Raw genomic sequence first — 23,828 nt, forward strand, 5'->3', positions numbered from 1 at the left:
CCATATCGATTTTCTAAATGATTTTTCTAATTAAATACTATATTTGTAACCTTAAAATAAACACATAAAATGACATTATCACAAATTCTTACGCCCTCGATTGAAAAAGCGGTTCAAGCCATATTTGGCATTGCTATTGACAAAGTAGAATTTCAAACTACTCGGAAAGAATTTGAAGGAGATATCACTATGGTTATTTTTCCTTTATTGAAGGTTGTAAAGAGTAATCCAGTAGAATTAGGAAATAAAATCGGGAACTATTTAGTAGAAAATGTTGCTGAAGTAAGTCGTTTTAATGTCGTTTCAGGATTTTTAAATATTGTTATTTCAGACCAGTATTATATCAATTTCTTTAATGAAATTAAGAATGAGGCCAAGTATGGTTTCGTTACTCCAAATCCTGATGAAAAAGCGGTTATGGTGGAATATTCTTCACCAAACACGAATAAACCCTTGCATTTAGGTCACGTGCGTAACAACCTTTTGGGATATTCAGTTGCGGAAATTATTAAAGCATCCGGTAAAAAAGTATACAAAACACAAATCATAAACGATCGAGGAATTCATATTTGCAAGTCGATGTTGGCTTGGCAGAAATTTGGAAACGGACAAACTCCGGAAAGTACAGGTTTAAAAGGAGATAAATTAGTTGGAAATTATTATGTGGCTTTTGATAAAGCTTATAAAGCAGAGATTGCTCAAATGATGAGCGCGGGCAAAACAGAAGAAGAGGCCAAAAAACAAGCGCCAATAATTCAGGAAGCGCAAGAAATGTTATTGAAATGGGAAGCTGGTGATGAAGAGGTGATTTCGCTTTGGAAAACCATGAATAAATGGGTTTATGATGGTTTTGCCATTACCTATAAAAATCTTGGAGTTGACTTTGATTGTTATTATTACGAAAGCAATACCTATTTATTAGGTAAAGATGTTGTTCAGATTGGTTTAGAAAAAGGAGTTTTCGAAAAAGATCTAGATGGTTCTGTTTGGATTGATTTAACTGATGAAGGTCTGGATCGTAAAATCGTACTTCGTTCAGACGGGACCGCGGTTTATATGACGCAGGATATTGGTACAGCAATACAACGTGTGAAAGATTACCCAGATGTGGGCGGAATGGTTTATACCGTTGGTAACGAACAAGATTATCACTTTAAAGTGTTGTTCTTAATTCTGAAAAAACTAGGTTTTGATTGGTCTAAAAATCTATTTCACTTATCGTACGGAATGGTGGATTTGCCTTCTGGGAAAATGAAAAGTCGCGAAGGAACGGTTGTTGATGCAGATGATTTGATGCAGGAGATGACGGATACGGCTCAGAAAATTGCAGAAGATTTGGGTAAATTAGATACTTATTCAGCAGATGAAAAAGCTAAATTATACAATACAATAGGTCTAGGTGCTTTGAAATATTATATTTTAAAAGTGGATCCAAAAAAGCGAATCCTTTTTAATCCGGAAGAATCAGTTGATTTTGCGGGAAATACAGGGCCGTTTATCCAATACACTTATGCCAGAATCCAATCTATAATTCGAAAAGCAAATTTTGATTTTTCTAGTAAATCAGAAATAGTTACCCTTCATGAAAAGGAAAAAGAATTATTGAAGCAACTCGAATTATTTCCTGAAGTGATACAAAATGCGGCACACAATCACAGCCCTGCACTGCTGGCAAATTATACGTATGATTTAGTGCGAGAATACAATTCATTCTACCAAGCGGTTCCTATTTTAGGATCAGATGTAGTAAATGAAAAAATATTCCGAGTGCAACTTTCTAAAAAAGTAGCGGATACGATTGCGGCTTCGTTTCGACTATTAGGTATTAGTGTACCGGAAAGAATGTAATAATCATAAATCTTTTACGTTATTGATTAATAACAATTTAAAGATGTCATTATGAACAAAATATCAATTTTAGCGTTGCTGGTTATTGCGGCCAGTTCCTGTTCCGATAATCAAACGGATTCAACTAGTGGGAATGTTACATTGAAAGCCTCAGCGGTATCATCAACTGGAAAGACTTCTATGACAGCTAGAACTGCAGTTGCTTCTGCTGTAGTTATTACCGATTTTAAAATTAATATTGGTAGTATCAAATTGGAAACAGATTCAGAAGATATAAGACATACCGAAGATCCTTTACATGAGGATGTTAAACTTACAGGTCCTTTTTTACTTGATTTATTAGATCCAGATAAAACTTTATCACAAGTTATTACTTCGGTTTCTATTCCGAATGCTAAATATGAAGAAATAAAATTTAAATTTCAACCAAGCACATTAGCAGGAGAAATGAATGGGAAGTGTTTCATGATTAAAGGAACTGTTGATGGAAAAAGTTTTATGGTTTGGAGCACTAAACAAGTGGAACTAGGAATGGACTTTGCTGATCCTTCCAAAGATTTCACAGTGAATGGTACTGATATTTCTCTAAATATTAAAATTCAGCTTGATGCAATTATGGCTAAGATAACTGCTTTAGCAGGTCAAGGATTGCTTACAGATACGGATGGCGATGGAGTTATTGAAATTAGTACTGATAATGATGATGGTCATCATGATTTAGGAGAACTAATTAGAGATTTACTTGAAAAACAAACGCATTTAGACGACAAGGACTAATCAAAAATTAAATTGATTTAATAATATAAGAGGCTATCTTGAAAAGACAGCCTCTTTTTATTTATAATACTATTTAAACTTCAAAATCAAATGCTTAAATTTGCACCTTAATTAAAGAGAAAAAAAATTATGTTCGATAATTTAAGCGATAAATTAGATAAAGCTTTCCATATACTAAAAGGTCACGGAAAAATCACCGAAGTAAATGTTGCCGAAACTTTGAAAGAAGTTCGCAGAGCTTTACTTGATGCCGATGTCAACTTTAAAATTGCCAAAGATTTTACTACTAAAGTAAAAGAAAAAGCCATTGGACAAGACGTTTTGACTACACTTCAACCAGGACAACTGTTGGTAAAGTTAGTCAAGGACGAGCTTACGGAATTGATGGGTGGTGATGTTGCGGGAATAAACCTTTCCGGAAATCCAACCGTTATTTTAATGGCAGGTTTGCAAGGGTCTGGAAAAACAACATTTTCCGGGAAATTAGCGAATTATCTTCAAACAAAAAAGAATAAAAAACCGCTTTTGGTGGCTTGTGATATTTATCGTCCTGCGGCAATTCAGCAATTATATGTTGTTGGAGATTCGATAGGTGTTGAGGTTTACTCAGAACCAGAAAATAAAAATCCTGTTGAAATTGCACAAAATGCCATCAAACATGCAAAGGCAAATGGCTTTAATGTAGTGATTGTGGATACGGCTGGTCGTTTGGCTGTAGATAAAGAGATGATGGACGAAATCGCTAAAGTTCATAAAGCGATTGAACCACAAGAGACTTTATTTGTAGTTGATGCAATGACGGGTCAAGATGCGGTAAATACAGCTAAAGCTTTCAACGATATATTAAATTTTGATGGGGTTATTTTAACCAAATTAGATGGTGATACTCGTGGTGGAGCTGCTATTTCAATTAAATCAGTAGTAAACAAACCTATAAAATTTGTTGGTACCGGTGAAAAAATGGATGCTATTGATGTGTTTTATCCTATTCGTATGGCAGAACGTATCCTTGGAATGGGAGATGTTGTGTCTTTGGTAGAAAGAGCACAAGAGCAATTTGATGAAGAAGAGGCAAGAAAAATCCAAAAGAAAATAGCCAAAAACGAATTTGGTTTTGATGATTTCTTATCTCAAATTCAGCAAGTAAAGAAAATGGGTAATATGAAGGACTTGGTAGGAATGATACCAGGCGCTTCAAAAGCGATGAAAGATGTAGAAATTGAAGATGATGCTTTCAAGCATATTGAAGCAATCATTCACTCCATGACTCCGACAGAGAGAAGCAAACCTGCTATAATTGATGTTAAAAGAAAAGCCAGAATATCGAAAGGTTCGGGAACCAAAATAGAGCAAGTAAATCAGCTGATGAAACAGTTTGAGCAAATGAGCAAAATGATGAAAATGATGCAAGGACCAGGAGGAAAAAACCTCATGAAGATGATGGGCGGAATGCCAGGTGGTATGCCGGGAATGAGATAAATATTTATTTAAGGTTTAAAAGTTCAAGTTGTTGAAGTTTTAAACCTTAACTTTTTGAAATATAATTACACAACTATTCAGTGAGGAAGTTTTGTTTTTCGATTGCAATGAAAACATTAAACTTTTAAACTTTAAACTAAATTTAAAATGCAACTACTAGACGGAAAAAAAACGGCGGAAGATATTAAGAGTGAAATCGCAGCAGAAGTACAAAAGATGAAAAACAATGGGGAGAAAGTGCCTCATTTAGCAGCAGTTATTGTAGGTAATGACGGAGCGAGCTTAACTTACGTGGGAAGTAAGGTAAAAGCATGTGAACGAGTTGGTTTTGAATCTACTTTAGTAAAAATGCCAAGCACTACCTCTGAAACAGAACTGCTTAAAAAAATAAAAGAGTTAAACGAAGATCCTAATATTGATGGATTTATCGTTCAATTACCACTTCCCGAACAGATTGACGAGCAAAAAGTATTAATGGCTGTTGATCCAAGTAAAGATGTTGACGGTTTTCATCCTGAGAATTTTGGGAAAATGGCATTAGACATGAGTACTTTTATTCCGGCGACTCCTTTTGGAATTCTGGAATTATTAGAAAGATATGGAGTAGAAACTCAAGGAAAGCATACCGTTGTAATTGGACGTAGTCATATTGTAGGTAGACCTATGAGTATTTTGATGGGAAGAAAAGGTTTTCCTGGAAATTCAACAGTGACCTTGACTCATAGTTACACTAAAAACATCGAAGATATCACAATTCAGGCAGATATCATTATTACTGCACTTGGAGTTCCCAATTATCTAAAAGCTAATATGGTTAAGGATGGTGTAGTAGTTATAGATGTGGGTATTACCAGAGTTGCTGATGAAACGAATCCTAAAGGTTATGTAATCACTGGAGATGTTGATTTTGAAAATGTTAGTAAAAAAGCCTCTTTTATTACCCCGGTTCCAGGTGGAGTAGGGCCTATGACAATTGCTATGTTGTTGAAAAACACACTTTTGGCAAGAGAGATGAAAATATTAAAATTACAATAATAAAAACACTTAGCCTATTCACTCGAATAGGCTTTTTTAAATACTTATGTGAAATACACAAGGATTAGAATTTAAAACGACTGAGGAGTTTTTAGATTATCTGAGTGAAGAAGAATTGGAAATTGTTCTTTTTCTGCGTAAAATTATTCTAGAATTTATGCCTGATTGCAAAGAGAAATTAGCTTACAACGTTCCTTTTTATTATCGCCATTCCCGAATTTGTTATATCTGGCCGGCTTCTATTTCTTGGGGAAAAGTTGAAGAAGGAGTAGCGATTGGTTTCTGCAAAGGCGCTTCATTTTTAGACGAAACTTTTGAAACTACAAAATTTGCTTCAAAGCTAACTTTCAATTTTGTTAAAGAAATTGATGTCCCATTGTTGAAGCAACAAATCTATGAAGCAATTGTAATTGATGAACAAATCGTTAAAGCGAAACGACGAAAAATTCAGTAAAATAAATTTAAAAATAGAAAATAATTAGGCGTAATATTCAAACACGAATTTCATTAATTTGTACAAATTAATTCGTGTAAATTAGTGAAATTCATGTTTTGCTTTTAAAATATTGCTGATTTTCGGTATGCTAATATTCGCCTCTTCCTTTAAATCTCGGATCATCTCTTTTGATGAATTCCGTTCTTCTTTTTGCAGGTTCCGCTTTAGGTAAACTCGCTTCTTCTGTTTTGCTAGAAGGTTCTATGAGTTCATTCAATTCTTTGATTTCGGCATCGGTCAAATCGCGGTATCTTCCAACAGGGATATCCAGTGAAATATTGATGATTCTGATGCGTTTTAAAGCAGTTACTTCAGAACCTAAATATTCACACATTCTACGAATTTGGCGGTTTAGACCTTGTGTCAGAATGATTTTGAAAGTGTATTTGCTAATTTGTTCTACTTTACATTTTCGGGTTACGGTGTCTAAAATTGGAACTCCATTTCCCATTCTTTCGATAAAGCGATCCGTTATAGGTTTGTTTACGGTAACAGTATATTCTTTTTCGTGATTGTTTCTGGCGCGTAATATTTTATTTACGATATCGCCGTCATTGGTCATGAAAATTAATCCCTCGCTGGCTTTGTCTAATCGCCCAATTGGGAAAATACGTTTCGGGTAATTGAGATAATCTACAATATTATTACGAACATCAAGGTTAGTGGTGCATTCGATTCCTACCGGTTTGTAAAAAGCAAGATAAACGGGTTTTTCATTTTTCTCACGGATTAATTTTCCGTCAATACGCACTTCGTCATCTGGGGAAACTTTAGTACCTAACTCAGGAACAACTCCATTGATAGTCACTCGACCTTCTTCAATGATTTTGTCTGCTTCACGACGGGAGCAGTACCCAGTTTCTCCTATGAATTTGTTGAGGCGTTTTAGATTTTCTTCCATACTGCAAAAGTAATGCTAAATTGTTTAATCGTTTATGTGGTTATTTGTTTATTTGTTTATTTGAAAAATTAAAAATTCAGTATAATATTGTACGAATTGATTATTTTTAGTTACTCTGTTTCAAATAAAAAATAAATCACTTTCTTATATAATTGTTCATCATGCATGCTGTGTCCTAAACCGTTTGTTTCGATGAAAATTGAATCTTTCCAGGTGCTTGCTATTTTTTTTCCTTCTTCAAATAAAACAACTTTATCATCAGTATCATGAGCGATAAAGCCCTTTGTTTTTATTTCAGATGCAAATTGTTTAGCAGAAAATTTTTCCAGTTCTAGCTTAAAATGTTTTAGATAATGTGCTTCGAGTCCTTTTGAAATTTTAGAATTCAAACTCAACATTGCAATATAATTATTAAGAATAATTTTGAAATCACTGGGAGATCCAAGAATCACCATTTTCTCAATGCTGTTATTTTGATAAACGGATTGGTAATATAAACAGGTTTTTCCTCCTAAAGAATGACCAATTAGGTATTGTGGTTTGAATCGTTGAACAATAAAATCAATAGACTTAGCATATTGGGGGATGTTAAATTCCTTTCCACCGGATAAGCCGTGGGCAGGAGCATCAATGGCTATGATGGTACTGCCCGTTTTTTTTAAATAAGGCAACATTTTTTTCCAGCGTGAAGAATTGCTTTCCCATCCGTGTACGAGTAGTATAATCGTATCATTTCCTTTCCAAGTATACGTTTGAATATCGTGTCCGTCGTGTTGGAGTGTTTCAGTGTCTGTTTCTTGCAGTATTTTAGGGAGCTTTGCCTTTATGAGTCTGCCTTCTCGGGGCTCGCTAAAAAGAGAGTAGGCAAGTTGGTTTGCCTGGTCAGGAAGTACGTAGCTTAATACATTTACGTATAATCCGACCGATTTGGTGAACAGGTAATAAAGTGTTTTTTTCATAAAAAAAAGTCCCGATATGTATCGGGACTTAGCTGTAATTAGAATTTAGAAAATAATTTTTCCATTTTTTCTTTTTCTTCGTCAGCCAATGAACTATCGACTAATATTCTTCCGGAATGCTCATCAGTGATGATTTTCTTTCTTGAAGCAATTTCGACTTGCGTTTGCGGTGGAATTGTAAAGAATGATCCTGTAGATGCGCCTCTTTCAATAGAAACAACAGCTAAACCATTGCGAACACTTGTTCTAATTCTATTGTAAGCTTTCAATAATCTTTCTTCGATTAATGCTTGGTATTCTGCTGATTTTTCCGTTAAAAAAGCTTCTTCTTTAGCAGTCTCAGACATAATAGCATCCAATTCTGATTTCTTATGTTTCAAGTGATTAGATTTTGTTTCTAATCTTTCTTTTGACTGAGAAATCACTTCTTTCTTATGTTCGATAGAAGCTTTCATTTCTTTTATTTGTTTTTCAGACAATTGAATTTCTAATTCTTGAAATTCAACCTCTTTAGTCAACGAATTAAATTCTCTATTGTTACGAACGCTTTCTTGTTGTTTTGTGTATTTTTTGATAGCCTCTTTGTGCTCATCAATCGCATTCTTTTTTACCTTGATAAGATCTTCGATAGTTTCAAGTTCATTTTTCAATTTTTCTGAACGGGTGCTTAAACCTGCAACTTCATCTTCTAAATCTTCTACTTCTAAAGGAAGTTCTCCTCTTACGTTTCTGATTTCGTCAATTCTAGAGTCAATTAGTTGTAAATCGTAAATTGCTCTTAACTTGTCCTCAACACTTAATTCTTTCGTATTCGCCATATTCTATAAGTACTTAACTGGATTTGAATTTTCTTCTGATAAAATAACTGCAAAATTAAGGATTTTTTTCCGAAGATACTCAACAATATAATTTTTTGTATAGCGTTCGCTTTCAAAATGTCCGATATCTGCCAATAAAAGCTGATTTTCGGCTTCGTAAAACTGATGATACTTTAAATCTGCCGTTAAAAACACATCAGCCCCAGCCTGAATTGCATTTTTTATGGCAAAACTTCCAGCTCCGCCAAGCACCGCTATTTTTTTTACTTCTTTTCCTATAAAGTTGGAATGTCGAATACCATCAGCTTGCATTTTCTCTTTTGCAAAAAGCAAGAATTCTTTTTCTTTCATGGGATTTTTCAATTCGCCAATCATTCCCAAACCAATATTCTGATGTTTGTTTTGCAAATCGTAAATTTCATAGGCGATTTCTTCATAAGCATGACTTTTGAACAATGCTTTTAGAATTTTATTTTCTAAATGCTTTTCGAAAGTGACTTCTATTTTGATTTCGTCTCCCTGGACAAACTCAAAACGTTCACCAACTTGTGGATTACTGTGTTCATTTCCCATATAAGTTCCAATTCCTTTCGAATTAAAACTGCAATTTTCGTAGTTGCCAATATTTCCGGCACCGGCATTAAATAGTGCATTTCGTACTTCTTCAGCATTCTCCGTAATAGTATACGTTACTAATTTCCGAATAAAATTTTGCTTCGGAATAAGGATTTTGGTGTTTATTAGTCCAAGCGCATCGCAGAAAATTTTATTTACGCCTTCTTGATGATTGTCTAAAGCAGTGTGGACAGCATATATGGCGATGTCATTTTTTATAGCTTTTATAATGGCTCGTTCCACATAATTTTTACCCGTAATTTTTTTCAATCCAGAAAATAGAATGGGATGAAAACAAACCACCAAATTGCATTTTTTAGCGATTGCTTCGCCAATTATATTTTCTAAAGCATCATGACAAACTAAAATACCAGTTGCTTCTGATTCGGGATCACCAACCAATAATCCCACATTGTCAAAATCTTCTGCATAGGCCAACGGTGCCATTTCTTCCAGTACGGAAAGAATTTCTTTTATTTTCATTTTTATTTCGATTTTTAGGTTGTTGGATTTCTAGATTGTTCAATTTATCGAATAACCAAATCACCGAATAACCAAATCAACTTTTTTTTATAAAGATAATTTATTCTACTTTCGTAAAATGAATTTACTTCGAAAAATACTATTCCCGTTTGCCATTTTATATGGTATCATAACGAGTATTCGGAACTTTCTTTTCGATAAAGGTATTTTGAAATCATACTCATTTGATTTGCCTGTAATTGCTGTCGGAAATCTTAGTGTTGGCGGAACGGGGAAAACTCCGCAAATAGAATATTTAATTCGGTTGCTAGGGGATAAATATAAAGTTGCCACATTAAGTAGAGGTTATAAAAGACAATCGGAAGGTTTTATTTTGGCGAAAGCCTGTTCTAATGCGGCAATTCTTGGCGATGAACCTTTTCAGTTTTTTCAAAAATTCAAAAACATTCAAGTTTCGGTTGATGCTAATCGAAAGAACGGAATAGAACAATTGCTTTCTCTCCCAGAAAAACCGGAAGTTATTTTGTTGGATGATGCATTTCAACATAGAAAAGTAAAAGCTGGTTTCTATATCTTGCTTACGAGCTTTGGGGATTTGTATTCGGATGATTTTATGTTGCCAACCGGAAGTTTACGCGAAAGCACGAGTGGAGCAAAAAGGGCTAACGTGATTGTTGTAACCAAATGTCCTTTTAATCTCTCCCTTAACAAACAGGATGATATTAGAAACAGATTAAAGGTTTCAGCAAATCAAGAATTGTACTTTACTTATATAGCCTATGATAATTATATTTACGGGGAAAACCTAAAGATAAATGTAAACGAAATCCAAGCAGCTGCAAAATTGCTGGTGGCAGGAATTGCAAAACCGGAACCGTTTTTTGCCTATTTACAAGATACAAATGATGTCTGTTTGTCTTTTCCAGACCATCATAATTTTACAGATAAAGACCTTTTAGAAATTAAAAATTTAGCGCAAAACAATATCATTATCACTACCGAAAAAGATTATGTACGATTACAAGGAAGTTTACCAAGTAAACAACTTTTCTATTTACCTATACAAAGTTCTTTTATTGCCGGTCCAGATTCCCAAGTGTCGGAACGGAGTGATAATTTTGATAAAAACATTTTAAATTATGTGGGAACAAGTACAAGAAACCGTTAGTTACATTAAAGAAAAAGTAAATTTCACTCCAGAATATGGCGTGATACTAGGATCAGGGTTAGGCAGTTTTACTGAAGAAATGAAAGTAGACTATACCTTGCCTTATAATGAAATCCCAAATTTTCCGGTATCGACAGTTCAAGGTCATAAAGGAGCATTAGTTTTTGGAACAATTGGAGAAAAAAAAGTGGTCGCTATGCAAGGACGATTTCATTTTTATGAAGGATATTCTATGAAGGAAGTAACTTTTCCAGTGCGGGTGATGAAGTTTTTGGGTGTTCAAAAATTAGTTGTTTCGAATGCTTCAGGTGGAGTTAATCCAAATTATAAAGTGGGATCTATTGTAATTATTAAAGATCATATCAATATGACTCCCGAGCATCCGTTACGAGGAAAAAATGACGAACGTTTCGGACCTCGTTTTGTAAATATGAGCGAACCCTATTCAAGAAAGATGATTGCTAAGGCCAAAGAGATAGCATTAGATTTAAATATTGAGGTTTTTGATGGAATTTATTATGGATTACAAGGACCAACTTTTGAAACCTTGGCGGAATATAGAATGGTCAAAATTCTTGGAGCTGACTGTGTAGGAATGTCAACCGTTCCGGAAGTAATCGTGGCGCGTCACATGGATGTTGAAACTTTTGGAATTTCAGTAATTACTGATATGGGAAATGAAGAAAGTATTGACACTATTTCGCATGATGAAGTACTGGAAGCGGCAAAACAAGCAGAACCTATGGTGCGAAGTCTAATCAAAGAATTGATTCTAAAATATTAGAGACTTCTATACGTAATTGGCAATCGTACTGTAAAATTCGTCGGGAATGAATGGTTTTGTAATTACATCATTCATTCCAAAGGATAACAGCATTTCGCGATTTTCATCCAATGATATTGCAGTAAGTGCGATAATAGGGGTGGTTGGATCAAATTTTCGGATTTGTTGCGTTGCTACCGTACCGTTGATCCCCGGCAAATGAACATCCATTAGGATTAGGTCAAATTTATGGTTTCGGGCAGTTTCTATTGCATCTTCTCCATTATCAATTATATCGCAAATTATTCCTTTGTTTTCTAGCATTTTTGCCGAAACCATTTGGTTGATTTTATTGTCTTCCACTAAAAGAATTTTTTTATTCCTTAAAACAGAATCATCATATGATTTCTGTTTTTGTTCTTCTTTTAATAATTGGGAGCCTATTTTTAACTTTAGTTCAAACGAAAAAGTAGATCCTTTTCCCACGGCACTTTTTAGCGTTATATGACCGCCAAGGGTTTTGATTATTTTTTTTACGATTGTTAATCCAAGACCAGTTCCTCCATATTTGCGATTTACTTCTATCGAACCCTGAGAAAAACTATCAAAAACACTTTTTAGTTTGTCTTCAGGAATTCCAATCCCAGTGTCAGTCACTTCAAAATAGATAGTAGCATTTTCGTTGGCTATCAATTTAAGTTTTGCAACTACATTTACAGTGCCGTTTTTGGTAAATTTTAAAGCATTGTTTATCAAATTCATCATGATTTGAGACAATTTTGTAGGATCGCCAATCAAATAATCAGGGATTTCCGAATCTATTTTCAGAATAAATTGGTTGTTATTTACCAAGGCTAGTTCTTTTAAAGAGTTTTGTATATTTTCTAATAATTGTTTAAGATTAAAATTGATGTATTCTATTTCGAATTTATGAGAGTCGATTTTATTTATTTCCAGAATTTCATTTATAAACTTTGTCAGATAATCGCCTGAAAATTTCAAGGATGACAAATAATGCATTTGTGATTTCTTTGGCTTTTCTTCCAATAATAAATGAGTGATTCCGTTTATGGCATTAAGTGGTGTACGAAGTTCATGGCTTACAGTGGACAGAAATTCAGATCTAGCATTAGAGGCTTTTTCCGCTTTATCTCGTGCAATTTCTAATTCTTTATTTTTCTCTTTTAGCATCAGATTGGATTGTGTCCTAATGATATTGTTTTTATATAAAGATAAACTCAGTAAAGATAAAATTGAAATTAATGCAATTGCCAGAATACTGATTAGTTTTGAGAATTTATTGGTCTTTTCCTGTTGCTTGTTTTTATTGATAATTTGCCTGATTTCTTTTAATCGCTCGGACTCTTTAAATTCATCATAATCATCTATTCCAAGTCTTTTGTCATTCAAAAGGGAAATATTCTCTTTCAGGTTGAGATGCTGTTTTAGATAAAAGTAGGCATTATTTTTATCTAACATTTTATCGTAAACAGAACTTAAGGCGATTAAAACATTAGATTTTTGGTCTAAATTTTTATTTTTAATATTCAGTTCTAGCGCTTTATTGAGATAGTTTAGCGCTAAATTGTACCTTTCATTTTTAGCTTCAATAGTGCCAATCTGGTAAAGCGCTTCAGTTCTCGAATTCCGTATCTCTGGGTTGTCCGGTTTAGCTATTATTGTCTTAAAAATTGCGGAAGCTAATTCGTCATTTCCTTTATATTTGCTTATTATTCCTTTTTGCAGATCGAGTAAATTATTTATTTGTGCAGTATCAGGGCTTTTTAATCGATCCGATATTGATTTTGTCGTGTTAAAATATATTCCGGCATCGTTAAAATTTCTTTTTTCAATAAAACTTACGCCAATGTAATAGTTGCAGTATGCGTAGTGTGTACTGGGCTCTAGTTTTTTATAAAATTCAATGCTGTTATGAAAGGTTTTAATTGCATCATTGTATTTTTTTAAATCAAAATACATTTTGCCTAATTTGAATGTTTGCTCCGCTTGATCTTGGATATTGCGTATTGCTTTCGAGTGATTTATGGCTTTTTGTGTGTAGAATAAACCTTTTTTGTAATTATCCGCTTTAATATTTGAATTAGCCAAATTACTGTAATACTTGATGCTATCTATTTTCTCATTGGTTTGAGAATACAGAGACGAGTTGCAAAAAAAGATAAAAACAAAGAAATACTTCATTTATAGCTGATTTTTTTAGGTTCTATTTTTACGTTCCATCAAAAGTATTAAATCAATTATTCGGGATGAATATCCTATTTCATTGTCGTACCACCCAACAACTTTCACCATTTTATCAATAACGGAGGTTAGTAGAGCATCAAATATACATGAATTTTTGTTACCAATTACATCTACAGAAACGATTGGATCTTCCGTGTAATCAAGAACTCCTTTTAAATTGGTCTGTGCTGCAATCTTGAAAGCAGCATTTATATCATTTATGGTAACCGCTCTTTTTACATTAAAAGTAATGTCGGTCAAGGAACCATCTGGAACAGGTACTCGAATTCCGCAGCCGCCAATTTTCCCTTGCAATTTTGGGAAAATTTTTGTTAATGCTTTAGCTGCACCTGTTGTAGTTGGAACTATTGATTGGCTGGCACCACGAGCCCTTCGCAGGTCTTTATGGGGCTGGTCATGTAAACTTTGGTCAGTGGTATAAGAATGAATGGTTGTGATGTATGCCTGTTCAATACCACAAAGTTCATCAATAACTTTCATCATTGGTGCGGCATTGTTCGTTGTGCAACTCGCATTAGATACGATCGTTTCAGTACCATCAAGAATATTTTCATTGACACCTAAAACTACCGTTTTTATAGTGTCAACCTCAGAAGGAGCGGAAAGAATTACTTTTTTGGCACCAGCTAGAATATGGGCATTAAGCTCTTCAAAAGTCTTAAATTTTCCAGTTGATTCAACTACATAATCTATATTTATGCTTTTCCAGTCGAGTTTTGAAATGCTTTTTTCATGAAAAAATAAAAAATGTTTGTTGTCTACAAAAAAACCTTTTTCATCCGCAGTTACCTTACATGGTAGAACTCCATGAATACTGTCGTATTTAACGAGATGTGCCATTGTTTTTGTGTCGGCAATATCATTGATGGCAATTACTTCAATATCGGGATGGTTTAAAAGAAGTCGAAATAAATTTCTTCCTATTCTTCCAAAACCATTAATGGCAATTCTTGTTTTCAAATGTATTTGTTTAATCGTTTATTTGGTTAACCGCTTAACCGATTAAATAAATAAACTATTTTTTATAAAATATGTTTTTGCGCTTTGTAAGAAGAACGTACTAATGGACCACTTTCTACATGACGGAAACCCAATTCCAAACCAAATTTTTCGTAGATAGCAAATTGGTCTGGTGTTATGAATTCTTTTACAGGCAAATGTTTTTTACTGGGCTGTAAGTATTGGCCTATAGTAACAATATCAACATTAGCGTTACGCAAATCTCGCATCGTTTGAAAAACTTCGTCTTGTTTTTCTCCAAGTCCCAGCATAATTCCAGATTTAGTTCTGTTGACGCCTTTTTCTTTTAAGTATCTCAAAACTTCCAGACTTCGGTCATATTTGGCCTGAATGCGCACTTCACGAGTCAGCCTGCGAACGGTTTCTACATTATGCGAAACTACTTCGGGATTTGCCTCCACAATTCGGTCTATATTTCTTTCGATACCTTGAAAATCAGGAATCAAAGTTTCCAATGTCGTGTTGGGATTCATTCTGCGAATAGCTTTTATGGTTTCTATCCAAATGATCGAGCCACCATCTTTCAGGTCATCTCTGTCGACGCTGGTAATTACGGCATGTTTAATATTCATAATTTTTATAGAACGGGCCACTTTTTCCGGCTCATCCCAATCTACGGTTTCTGGTCTTCCGGTTTTTACACCGCAAAAACCGCAAGAACGCGTACACACATTTCCTAAAATCATAAACGTTGCCGTTCCTTCGCCCCAGCATTCCCCCATATTAGGACAACTTCCTGAAGTACAAATCGTATTAAGGCTATATTTATCAACTAAGCCACGAAGCTCTGTGTATTTTTGACCTATCGGGAGTTTTACCTTCAACCATTTCGGTTTTCCAATCGGTAAAGTATTTTCTAAAAAAGTTTCCATATATCAATTTTCAAAGGACAAAGATAAGGAATGTACTTTATTTGTGGATTCGTTTATTTGTTAATTTCATGGAAGAGTAATGTGAGATTTACGAGCAGAATATTTGTTGTTTTTTTAAGAAATAGTTGTTCTGTTTTCCTTTAGATTACTGCTGTCGTTGATTAGTTCCTCACAATGGCAGTATGGGATATCACTGCAATCAGGGCTAGATTTGGACATTTTTTTGTTTTAGGATAAAATATAAAAATAAAAAAATGGTCTTAAAAAGAAAAGCTTCAAAATTAATTGAAGCTTCTCTTTTTATATTTAATTCATCTGTACCGTAATAGGAAGATTATAGGCGGTTCGTACTGCTTTTCCGTCAATCATTCCAGGAGACCATTTTGTTTTCAAGGATCTCAACACTCGAACGGCTTCTTTTCCCAAGCCATAACCAGGATCTTTTTTTACCTGAATGTCAGTCATGCTGCCGTCTCTTTCAATTACAAAAGAAACATATACCCGAATGGTGGTGCCGTCATTAATTTCTGGTTTTTCAAAATTATTTCCCACATAGGTATAAAACTTATTTATTCCGCCAGGGAATTCAGGTAGTTTATCTAAACTTGCACTAGCTATAATAGAATTTGCTAAGTCAGTGGGCGTCTCAGTTGCTGGTCCTTGTCCAGAGGAAGACCTTGGATTTACTCCAACGGTAGCTGTTCCTGTAATACTTATATTTGTATCCGTAGCATTATCCGTGTTCTTGGCTATGTCTTGGTTCGCCTGTTGTGCCTGTACAATTTCAGGATTTACAAGTTGGTCACTTTGAATAGGTGCTTCGGTATTTTTTGTTTTTACTTCGGGAAGAATCGGTTTTTCTGTCTCCTGAAGTTGATTGGGTATAACGTCAGTCACGTTGAGTATGGTGTTTGTGAGATCGGGTAATGTTATCCTATTTTCAGGATTAAAATAATTTAGAATTATAGGAATGCTCAATACGGATGTTAAAAATAAAATTCCCACAAAGAAAGCTAACAAAGAAGTTTTAGTGCTTTCTTTCCTCAATTGATACGCTCCATATTCTTTATTTTTGTATTGAAAAACAAGATCAATCCAGCTGGTTTCGTAAATGCTTAATTTTGACATGGTTTATGGATTTAATGGTTAAGTAGCATTTAAATCATAAGCATCGACTATTTAAATTAACAACGTAAATAACAGGAATTTTAGTATATGAATAGGGAATTTTTTTACTGTAATCGTTTAACTGGCTATTCGATTAACCGCATAAACAATAAAACTACCTTTTATTCTGGATGATTTCTGCTAATAATTTCTTTGCGCGAAGGAGTTTTATTTTTACATTACTCAAGGGTTCACCAATTTTATTGGAAATTTCCTGATAACTCATTTCCTGAAAATAACGAAGTTGAATTACTTCTTGATAATGGGGTTTAAGCTCTTTGATAAACTGAAGTAGCTGAGAAAGATTTTGTTCTGTAATCAGTTCATCTTCTGCCGATGGAGTAGTGTCAGCAATATTATAGGCTTGTTGGTCTTCTTCATCTGTAATTTCGACAAAAAGACCTGATTTCTTTTTTCGAAGTAAATCAATATGTACGTTTTTTGCAATCGCAATAAGCCAAGTATTAAACTGAAATTCTGAGTTATATGTAGCTATTTTATCAAAAGCTTTCGAAAAAGTTTCAATTGTAATATCCTCAGCATTGGTCTCGTTTTCCGTGCGTTTTAGCATGAAACCATACACTTCGTTCCAATAATAATCCAATAGAAAAGTGAAGGCAACCTGGTCACCTTGTTTCGCTTTTTTTATTTGTTTGTTTATTTCCAATGTACCGGTTTTGAGAATGTATTTGTTATAAAGATATTAATTTGTGTGAATATAAGTACTAATTCGATTACTGGATACCAATATACCACATCTTTTTCTTTTAGTTTCCCTGCCGAAAACGCAATGATTGTCCAAGCTATTATGTATCGGACGCAAAATAAGCCTAATACTATCATCCACTGAAACTGAAAAGCTAGTAATACGATGGCCAGTAGTATAAAAAGCAACTGCGAACAATAGAATATTCCTAACTGAAATTTATCGAACTTTTTGTAATAGTTTGCCGTAGCAATATGTCTTCTTTTTTGTATGATCCAGTCTTTGTAAGTCGTTTTTGGCTTAGAATAAGTGAAACTTTCAGGCATAAAAGCAATGGTTGTATTTCTCGCAGTAGCAGCTTGATTGACAAATAGATCATCATCGCCTGAACGTACTTTCATGTGTTCTATAAAACCATTTACATTAAAAAATTCTTCTTTTTTATAGGCTAGATTCCTACCTACGCCCATATAGGGATAACCCATTTTTGACCAGGAAAAATATTGAATGGCTGTAAGTAAAGTTTCAAAACGAATTATTTTATTCAAAAATGAATTGGCAACTTTTTCATATTTACCATAACCCAAAACAATTGTTTTTTGCATTGTAAATTGAGAACTCATTGCAGTAATCCATTCTTTTGAGGTAGGATAGCAATCTGCATCAGTAAATAGTAAATATTCTTTTTTTGCTGCCTTTATACCTAACGTTAAAGCGTATTTTTTGTTGCCCCAGAAGGCTTCATTGTTTTGCACTTTTACCAAACGTACATTTGTATATTGTTTTTCAAAAGCTTCAAATATGGCTAAGGTGTTATCGTTTGAAGCATCGTCTATTAAGACAATTTCAAAATCTGAATAGTTCTGTTCAGCAAGTAACGGAATAAAATTTGTTACATTTTCTTCTTCGTTTTTGGCACAAACAATAACCGATATCGGAATTTTTTTGGGCGTTATCTTCTGCGCTTTTGCGAAAGCAAATTTCCCAAAAAACCCTAAGTAAAATAAAATCTGAACGGCAACAATAAAAATAAAAAAGTAGAGAATGATTATAAGCATCGGAGTTTAATGAGTTTCTAATCCCACAATTTCGGGAGAATGCAAAGGTATGAATAGAATTATGAATTGTTAATCATAAATTGTGAATTTTAAAAGAATTTATCTGGGACATTTCTTCATTTCATTTGCGACCGCAATGGACTGATTTGTGTTGATATTTTCCAACTCAGAAATGATGTTTTTGTAGTTCTTATCGTCACGGTTTTGCGACATTTTTTGCTGGGCCTGAATTTCTCCAATTTCGATTTCAAAAGCTACAATTCCTCGCGTTTGCATCATGGTTTTCTTAGACAAATCTTCTATTTGAACTGGGTTTTCAGAATTCTGCTCGTATTTGTCTACTAGCTTTTTTAGTGATTTGATAACTGCGTCCCCTTCTATAATTTTAATTTTTCCATAAACATGAACCGCAATATAATTCCATGTTGGCACATTTTCGTGATCGTACCAAGAAGGAGAGATATAAGAATGTGGTCCAGAAAAGATGGCTAATACTTGGTCATTCTCCGCAAAGCCTTTCCATTGTGGATTTTCTTTAGAAATATGTCCCTCTAAAATTATTTTTCCTAATGCATTAATGCTTAGTTCTAACGGAATATGAGTTGCCCACAATTTTCCATTAGTTTGATTGATTAGTATGCCAAAACTGTTTTCTTTTAGAAAAGCGGTAATGGCTTCCTGATTTTCGTTTTTATAGAGATCTGGAATGTACATGTAAGTTTTGGATTTTAAATAAAAGATTAAATCACATTTACTTCGGCCTCAATATGAATTCCAAAAGTCTTAAAAATGGTCTCTTGGATATTCTTGGAAACATTCAAAATTTCCTGTCCGGTTGCATTGCCGTAATTGACTAAAACCAAAGCTTGATTTTTATGGATTCCAGCATCTCCAAAACGTTTTCCTTTGAAACCAGCTTTTTCAATGAGCCATCCTGCGGGAACTTTTACTTCGGTATCCGAAACCTCGTAATATTTCATTTCTGGAAATTGCTGATGAATTTTCTCAAAATCAGATTTTAAGAGAATAGGATTTTTAAAGAAACTACCACTATTTCCCAGTTCTTTTGGATCGGGTAATTTGCTTTGGCGAATAGCAATAACCGCATTACTCACGTTCTTTAAAGTAGGATTGGCAATGTCATTCTTTGTTAATTCAGCCGTAATATCTCCGTAAGAAATATTGATTTTATGATTGCGTTTTGTCAATTTAAAAACAACCGATGTAATAACATATTGATTTTTCGCTTCGTTTTTGAAAACGCTTTCTCGATAGCCAAAATGACAATCGTCCTTTACAAAGGTTTTCATTTCTTGATTTTCGATAGTCATTGCTTCGCAGGAAACAAAGGTATCTTTGATTTCAGTACCGTAAGCACCTATGTTTTGAACAGGAGTCGTCCCTACATTTCCTGGAATTAGCGACATGTTTTCCAGTCCGCCAAAATTTTGGTCGATTGTCCAAAGCACAAGTTCATGCCAGTTTTCACCGGCTTGGCTTTCAACCCAAACAAAATTTTCGTTTTCTTCGATGATTTTTTTTCCTTTCAAGTCGATATGAATGACTAGGGCATCAATATCTTTTGTCAAAAGCATGTTGCTTCCTCCTCCTAAAATAAACTTCTTATTTTCTTTATTTTCTTCTAAAATAACTTTCAACTCGTCAGTAGAATGAACTGCTGCGAATTGTTTCGCTTTGGCTTCAATGCCAAAAGTATTATATTTTTTTAAAGAGATATTATGTTGTATTTCCATAAAAGAGATTGCTTTTTTAAACCCTCAAAAGTAAGGATTAAAATTTATTTACGTAGGATTTCATCCAGATATGCATCATAAAAAGAGGCATAATATAAGGAGTCATTAGGTCATCTCCTTTTTGTAAATTCTGAACGAGCTTTTTGATGTTTATATTTTCAAAATATGGATTTTGAAACAGATCACTTTTCGAAAAAGATTCTAATTCATCTTTAAAAGCGGGACTTTTCGTGATATAATCGCCCCAAGGAACGCTTAATCCCACTTTTCTAAATTTTAGGATTTCGTCTGGCAATCGTTTTGTCATTGCTGACTTTAGAATGAATTTCCATTTTTTTCCTGCAAATAGCCATTTGTCTTCTAAGGAGCCTAAGCCAATGACTAATCTGGGGTCCAAAAACGGTTCCCGGCATTCTATTGAAGCACCCATAGTGCAGCGGTCGTTTCTGTCCAGCAACGAACACAAATAAGTATGTTGGTCAAAATAAAGCGCTTGTCTTCGTAAATTGTTCGGGTATAATGATTTTGCGTCTTTATAAATTTGTTTTCTGTATTCATTTTTTGGAAGTGTGTTAATTCCATAATTCTCCTCAATATCTTTTGGATAAATATTTGAGCCATTAAAAATTACCAATTGAGATTTTTTAGTAATTTGTGCATAACGAGTTAGCTTTTCATACCGCGGCTTATTTGTGAATAGATCCAAATTGCTAATTGTCGCAATGGAATTCAATAATGATGGATATTGTAAAGCCTTATACCTAACATAACCGCCCATTAATTCATCGGCTCCTTCACCGGAAAGTAATACTTTTACGGATGGTTTTGCCATTTGTGAAACTGCCAATAAGTGTGGTTCACTCAAATGCATGATGGGCTCGTCCTGAAAATAAGTAGCGCTTATTAATTTATCGTAAAGGTTTTTATTCTCTAATTGCATCGTATGAAAACCATAATCAAATTTCTCTGCCATTATTTTGGCTAAATGAGCTTCGTTATGTTCTTTTTCTTTGAAACCAATATTAAAAGTTTGTATGTCTTTATAATTCTGATGGTTTAAAGAAGCCAGAACGGAGGAAGAATCCAGTCCGCCGCTTAATAAAACGCCAACAGGTACATCACTTACCATTCGTAATTTTATAGAATCGTCGAATGTTTCCCTAAACCATTCTACAGGATTTTTTATTTCGGGTTGCTCTTGAATTTCCTTTTTTAGATTCCACCATTTTTCGGTAGTGACTTTTCCTCCTTCGTGAATGGTCATTATATGTCCAGGCAACACTTTTTTTACGTTTTCGTATAACGTGTTTTCGCCTGCAACAAACCGATTAAAGATATATTCTTCTAATCCGTCTTGCGCCATTTTGAGAGGTACACCGGCTGTGAAAAGGGCTTTTTGTTCAGAGGCAAAATAGAAAGTCTCGTTGTAAAAGGAATAATATAAAGGTTTAACTCCCATTCGGTCTCGAACAACGATAAGTTTTTTTTCGGATTTATCCCAAATAGCAAAAGCAAACATACCGTTAAGGCGGTTGAGCATTTTTAAGCCATGCAATTGAAATAATTTTAATAAAACTTCAGTGTCAGAATTTGTTCTGATATCAAAACCGTTGCTTTTTAGTTCGGGATAAAAGTCCTTGAAATTATAAATTTCGCCATTGTAAACGAGTATATATCGACCATCGTCGGAAAGAAGAGGTTGGTGTCCGGCTACGGAAACATCAAGAATCGAAAGTCTCCTGTGGCCAAAACCAATATTATTTTCAACGAATAATCCTTTGTCATCTGGTCCGCGATGCTCTAACGAATCACGCATTTTTGTCAGAATACGTTCGTCAACTTTTTTTTGCGATTGTAAATGCAAGATTCCATTAATTCCACACATAGTTAATTGGGGCTGTTTGTGTTGATTAATTGGTGGTATTTATCAGCAATAATTTTCATGTTTGTATTGTAATTGGCATTTTCTTCCACAAATTTTCTGTTTTTCAAAACAGCATTGTTTCTATATTCACTATTCTCAAATGACCATATTAATTCTTCTGCAAGTGTCTTAAAATCATCAACTGGAATTAATTGGCCGTTTTCTCTATGCTTAATCCAACTTTGATTTCCTATTATATCGGTTACAATTGGATAACAGTGACAGGCCATTGCTTCAAATAAAGAAGCTGAAACTCCTTCGGTAATTGGCGTACTAATATAAAAGTTAGATTGCTGCAATAATTTCGGTAATTCTATATTTGAAATTCTTCCGGCAAAGATGACCTTGTTTTCGATTTTTAATTTTTTCGCTAATTCCTTTAATTTTGAAAGTTGAGTTCCATCTCCAATGATAGTAAGAACAAAATCGATTCCTTTTTCGTTTAAAATGGCAAAGGATTTTAAAATGATATCATGACGGTATTCTGGCATCAAGGAGCGGGTTACAATAGCACAAATTTTTTCAGGATCGGCATTGTTTTTATTTCCAAATTTCAATAAATCAATTCCTTTTGGTAATACCAAAACTTTATTCATATCGACATTAGCCTCTCTCATGGAAATAGTCATTACGTGACCCCATGCATGAATCAAATCTGCTTTTTGAAAAGCATAATGTTGGATGATTTTTTTTAACGGTAATAAAATGGATTTTTCAGGCCATAAATCAGTCCTGCCTTGTTGTGCAATAACAACAGGTTTTATTCCAGACAAGGCGGCAAGAAATCCATAACTGGTAGTTCTCTCCGCAATAACCATGTCAGGTTTGTGCAATTTGATTATTTTTTTTATTTTAAAAATGGCAAATTTATATTCAAAAATCCTTAAAATTCGGTTGTGAAGGCAATTATTGGGTGTTTTTAATTCCCAACTAATAATTTCAAAATCACCAAATTCTTTCAGACCATTCACCCATGTGATGGCGTCAGCTCTGTAGGATTCTCCAAGGAAAAGTATTTTCTTTTTTTTTGCCAACATAAATTATTCATCAGAAGTTAATGCTCGATTTATAAAATCATTCAGCGGTTTTAGTGCTATTAATTTTTTACTCACTGTGGCAACAAAATCTTTTTTTGTTACTGCTGAAATATCAATTCTCTGAGTAGACTCAAAGCTTTTTAGTTTTAATAAGTCAATCGCAGGATGGTCTTTTTCGTAACCTCTTGGTGGGTTTTTAAGTGTATTTTTTTCATTCCGATCAAAATCGGTAAACTCTTTCTTGAACTCTTTCGCATTAAGGATTGCTTCTAAATCATCATGGAAATAAGCAATTTCTTTGCGCATTTTTTTTAAATCCGCCGCTTCAGGACAATACAATCCTCCCGCAATAAAGCTGGCTCCTTTTTCTATTTGAATATAATATCCGGAACGATTCATTCCTTTTGCTCCCGAAGAAATCCAAATGCCCACGTGTGATTTATATGGGGACTTGTCTTTAGAGAATCGAATATCCCGGTTGATTCTAAAAGTACAATTTTTTACTTCCAGCATTTCCAGTGATGGGTCCAATGGTTTCATTGTATCAAGTAAATCACCAATGAGTTGATGTAAATCTTTTTTGAAAGCTTCGTAACGTTTTTTATTCTCCAAAAACCAATCCCGATTGTTATTGGCTTTTAAATCTTCCAGAAATTGTAAAGTGTCTTTTGAAAGCATCTTAA

22 protein-coding genes are annotated in these 23,828 nt (G+C 34.0%); 7 read left to right on the plus strand and 15 right to left on the minus strand.

The features are described 5' to 3' along the window. Window positions 1-69 precede the first annotated feature (69 nt). The 5 genes from argS (at window position 70) to ACFX5D_RS02155 (ending at window position 5,593) form a co-directional block, all read left to right on the plus strand. Window positions 70-1,848: an arginine--tRNA ligase gene (argS, locus tag ACFX5D_RS02135; RefSeq protein WP_379856617.1), complete on the plus strand. Its 1,779-nt coding sequence runs from the start codon at window positions 70-72 to the stop codon at window positions 1,846-1,848. Between the two features lie 51 nt (window positions 1,849-1,899). Then, entirely contained in the window at window positions 1,900-2,625 is a 726-nt protein-coding gene (locus tag ACFX5D_RS02140; RefSeq protein WP_379856618.1) for a hypothetical protein, read from the plus strand. 129 nt (window positions 2,626-2,754) lie between these two features. Then, on the plus strand, window positions 2,755-4,104 hold the full coding sequence (gene ffh, locus ACFX5D_RS02145; protein ID WP_379856619.1) for a signal recognition particle protein: 1,350 nt from the start codon (window positions 2,755-2,757) through the stop codon (window positions 4,102-4,104). Between the two features lie 147 nt (window positions 4,105-4,251). Then, window positions 4,252-5,139 carry a bifunctional 5,10-methylenetetrahydrofolate dehydrogenase/5,10-methenyltetrahydrofolate cyclohydrolase gene (locus tag ACFX5D_RS02150; RefSeq protein WP_379856620.1) on the plus strand — a complete coding sequence of 296 codons (888 nt, stop codon included), beginning with the start codon at window positions 4,252-4,254 and terminating at the stop codon, window positions 5,137-5,139. A 115-nt stretch (window positions 5,140-5,254) separates the two neighbouring features. Beyond that, window positions 5,255-5,593 carry a DUF1801 domain-containing protein gene (locus ACFX5D_RS02155; protein ID WP_379856621.1) on the plus strand — a complete coding sequence of 113 codons (339 nt, stop codon included), beginning with the start codon at window positions 5,255-5,257 and terminating at the stop codon, window positions 5,591-5,593. Window positions 5,594-5,723: 130 nt separating this feature from the next. Here ACFX5D_RS02155 and rluF read toward each other — a convergent pair whose 3' ends face one another. From rluF to ACFX5D_RS02175, 4 genes are all read right to left on the minus strand, one after another. Further along, window positions 5,724-6,536, minus strand: a complete 813-nt coding sequence (rluF, locus tag ACFX5D_RS02160; protein WP_379856622.1) for a 23S rRNA pseudouridine(2604) synthase RluF — start codon at window positions 6,534-6,536, stop codon at window positions 5,724-5,726. A gap of 110 nt (window positions 6,537-6,646) precedes the next feature. Next, a complete protein-coding gene (locus tag ACFX5D_RS02165; RefSeq protein ID WP_379856623.1) occupies window positions 6,647-7,495 on the minus strand; it encodes an alpha/beta fold hydrolase in 849 nt (282 codons plus the stop codon). Between the two features lie 38 nt (window positions 7,496-7,533). Further along, window positions 7,534-8,313 (minus strand): zinc ribbon domain-containing protein, encoded by a 780-nt coding sequence (locus ACFX5D_RS02170; protein WP_379851189.1) that lies wholly within the window; start codon window positions 8,311-8,313, stop codon window positions 7,534-7,536. Window positions 8,314-8,316: 3 nt separating this feature from the next. After that, window positions 8,317-9,411, minus strand: a complete 1,095-nt coding sequence (locus tag ACFX5D_RS02175; protein ID WP_379856624.1) for a Nif3-like dinuclear metal center hexameric protein — start codon at window positions 9,409-9,411, stop codon at window positions 8,317-8,319. A gap of 118 nt (window positions 9,412-9,529) precedes the next feature. Between ACFX5D_RS02175 and lpxK the strand changes: the two genes are divergently transcribed. Beyond that, window positions 9,530-10,579 (plus strand): tetraacyldisaccharide 4'-kinase, encoded by a 1,050-nt coding sequence (gene lpxK, locus ACFX5D_RS02180; RefSeq protein ID WP_379856625.1) that lies wholly within the window; start codon window positions 9,530-9,532, stop codon window positions 10,577-10,579. After that, entirely contained in the window at window positions 10,551-11,363 is an 813-nt protein-coding gene (locus ACFX5D_RS02185) for a purine-nucleoside phosphorylase (protein ID WP_379856626.1), read from the plus strand. Before lpxK ends, ACFX5D_RS02185 begins: the two co-directional genes overlap by 29 nt. A 6-nt stretch (window positions 11,364-11,369) precedes the next feature. Here the strand turns inward: ACFX5D_RS02185 and ACFX5D_RS02190 are convergent, their stop codons facing one another. The 11 genes from ACFX5D_RS02190 to ACFX5D_RS02240 form a co-directional block, all read right to left on the minus strand. Further along, the gene (locus tag ACFX5D_RS02190) at window positions 11,370-13,544 is read right to left on the minus strand and encodes a tetratricopeptide repeat-containing hybrid sensor histidine kinase/response regulator (RefSeq protein WP_379856627.1); all 2,175 of its coding nucleotides are present in this window, start codon (window positions 13,542-13,544) and stop codon (window positions 11,370-11,372) included. 15 nt (window positions 13,545-13,559) lie between these two features. After that, window positions 13,560-14,567 (minus strand): type I glyceraldehyde-3-phosphate dehydrogenase, encoded by a 1,008-nt coding sequence (gene gap / locus ACFX5D_RS02195; RefSeq protein ID WP_379856628.1) that lies wholly within the window; start codon window positions 14,565-14,567, stop codon window positions 13,560-13,562. 62 nt (window positions 14,568-14,629) lie between these two features. Continuing rightward, on the minus strand, window positions 14,630-15,499 hold the full coding sequence (gene lipA, locus ACFX5D_RS02200; RefSeq protein WP_379856629.1) for a lipoyl synthase: 870 nt from the start codon (window positions 15,497-15,499) through the stop codon (window positions 14,630-14,632). 306 nt (window positions 15,500-15,805) lie between these two features. Further along, window positions 15,806-16,627, minus strand: coding sequence for an energy transducer TonB (locus ACFX5D_RS02205; protein ID WP_379856630.1), 822 nt, complete (start codon window positions 16,625-16,627; stop codon window positions 15,806-15,808). A 154-nt stretch (window positions 16,628-16,781) separates the two neighbouring features. Beyond that, a complete protein-coding gene (locus ACFX5D_RS02210) occupies window positions 16,782-17,333 on the minus strand; it encodes an RNA polymerase sigma factor (RefSeq protein WP_379856631.1) in 552 nt (183 codons plus the stop codon). Next, window positions 17,324-18,430: a glycosyltransferase gene (locus tag ACFX5D_RS02215; protein WP_379856632.1), complete on the minus strand. Its 1,107-nt coding sequence runs from the start codon at window positions 18,428-18,430 to the stop codon at window positions 17,324-17,326. The genes ACFX5D_RS02210 and ACFX5D_RS02215 overlap by 10 nt, the downstream gene beginning before the upstream one ends. A gap of 99 nt (window positions 18,431-18,529) precedes the next feature. After that, window positions 18,530-19,144, minus strand: a complete 615-nt coding sequence (locus ACFX5D_RS02220) for an FMN-binding negative transcriptional regulator (RefSeq protein ID WP_379856633.1) — start codon at window positions 19,142-19,144, stop codon at window positions 18,530-18,532. A 26-nt stretch (window positions 19,145-19,170) separates the two neighbouring features. Next, on the minus strand, window positions 19,171-20,184 hold the full coding sequence (murB, locus tag ACFX5D_RS02225) for a UDP-N-acetylmuramate dehydrogenase (protein ID WP_379856634.1): 1,014 nt from the start codon (window positions 20,182-20,184) through the stop codon (window positions 19,171-19,173). 37 nt (window positions 20,185-20,221) lie between these two features. After that, window positions 20,222-22,069, minus strand: a complete 1,848-nt coding sequence (gene asnB / locus ACFX5D_RS02230; RefSeq protein ID WP_379856635.1) for an asparagine synthase (glutamine-hydrolyzing) — start codon at window positions 22,067-22,069, stop codon at window positions 20,222-20,224. A gap of 2 nt (window positions 22,070-22,071) precedes the next feature. Continuing rightward, window positions 22,072-23,145, minus strand: coding sequence for a glycosyltransferase family 4 protein (locus tag ACFX5D_RS02235; RefSeq protein ID WP_379856636.1), 1,074 nt, complete (start codon window positions 23,143-23,145; stop codon window positions 22,072-22,074). Window positions 23,146-23,148: 3 nt separating this feature from the next. Next, window positions 23,149-23,823 (minus strand): DUF2461 domain-containing protein, encoded by a 675-nt coding sequence (locus ACFX5D_RS02240; RefSeq protein WP_379856637.1) that lies wholly within the window; start codon window positions 23,821-23,823, stop codon window positions 23,149-23,151. Window positions 23,824-23,828: the final 5 nt, after the last annotated feature.

It is taken from the genome of Flavobacterium fructosi, from assembly GCF_042787335.1.
Classification (GTDB): domain Bacteria; phylum Bacteroidota; class Bacteroidia; order Flavobacteriales; family Flavobacteriaceae; genus Flavobacterium; species Flavobacterium fructosi.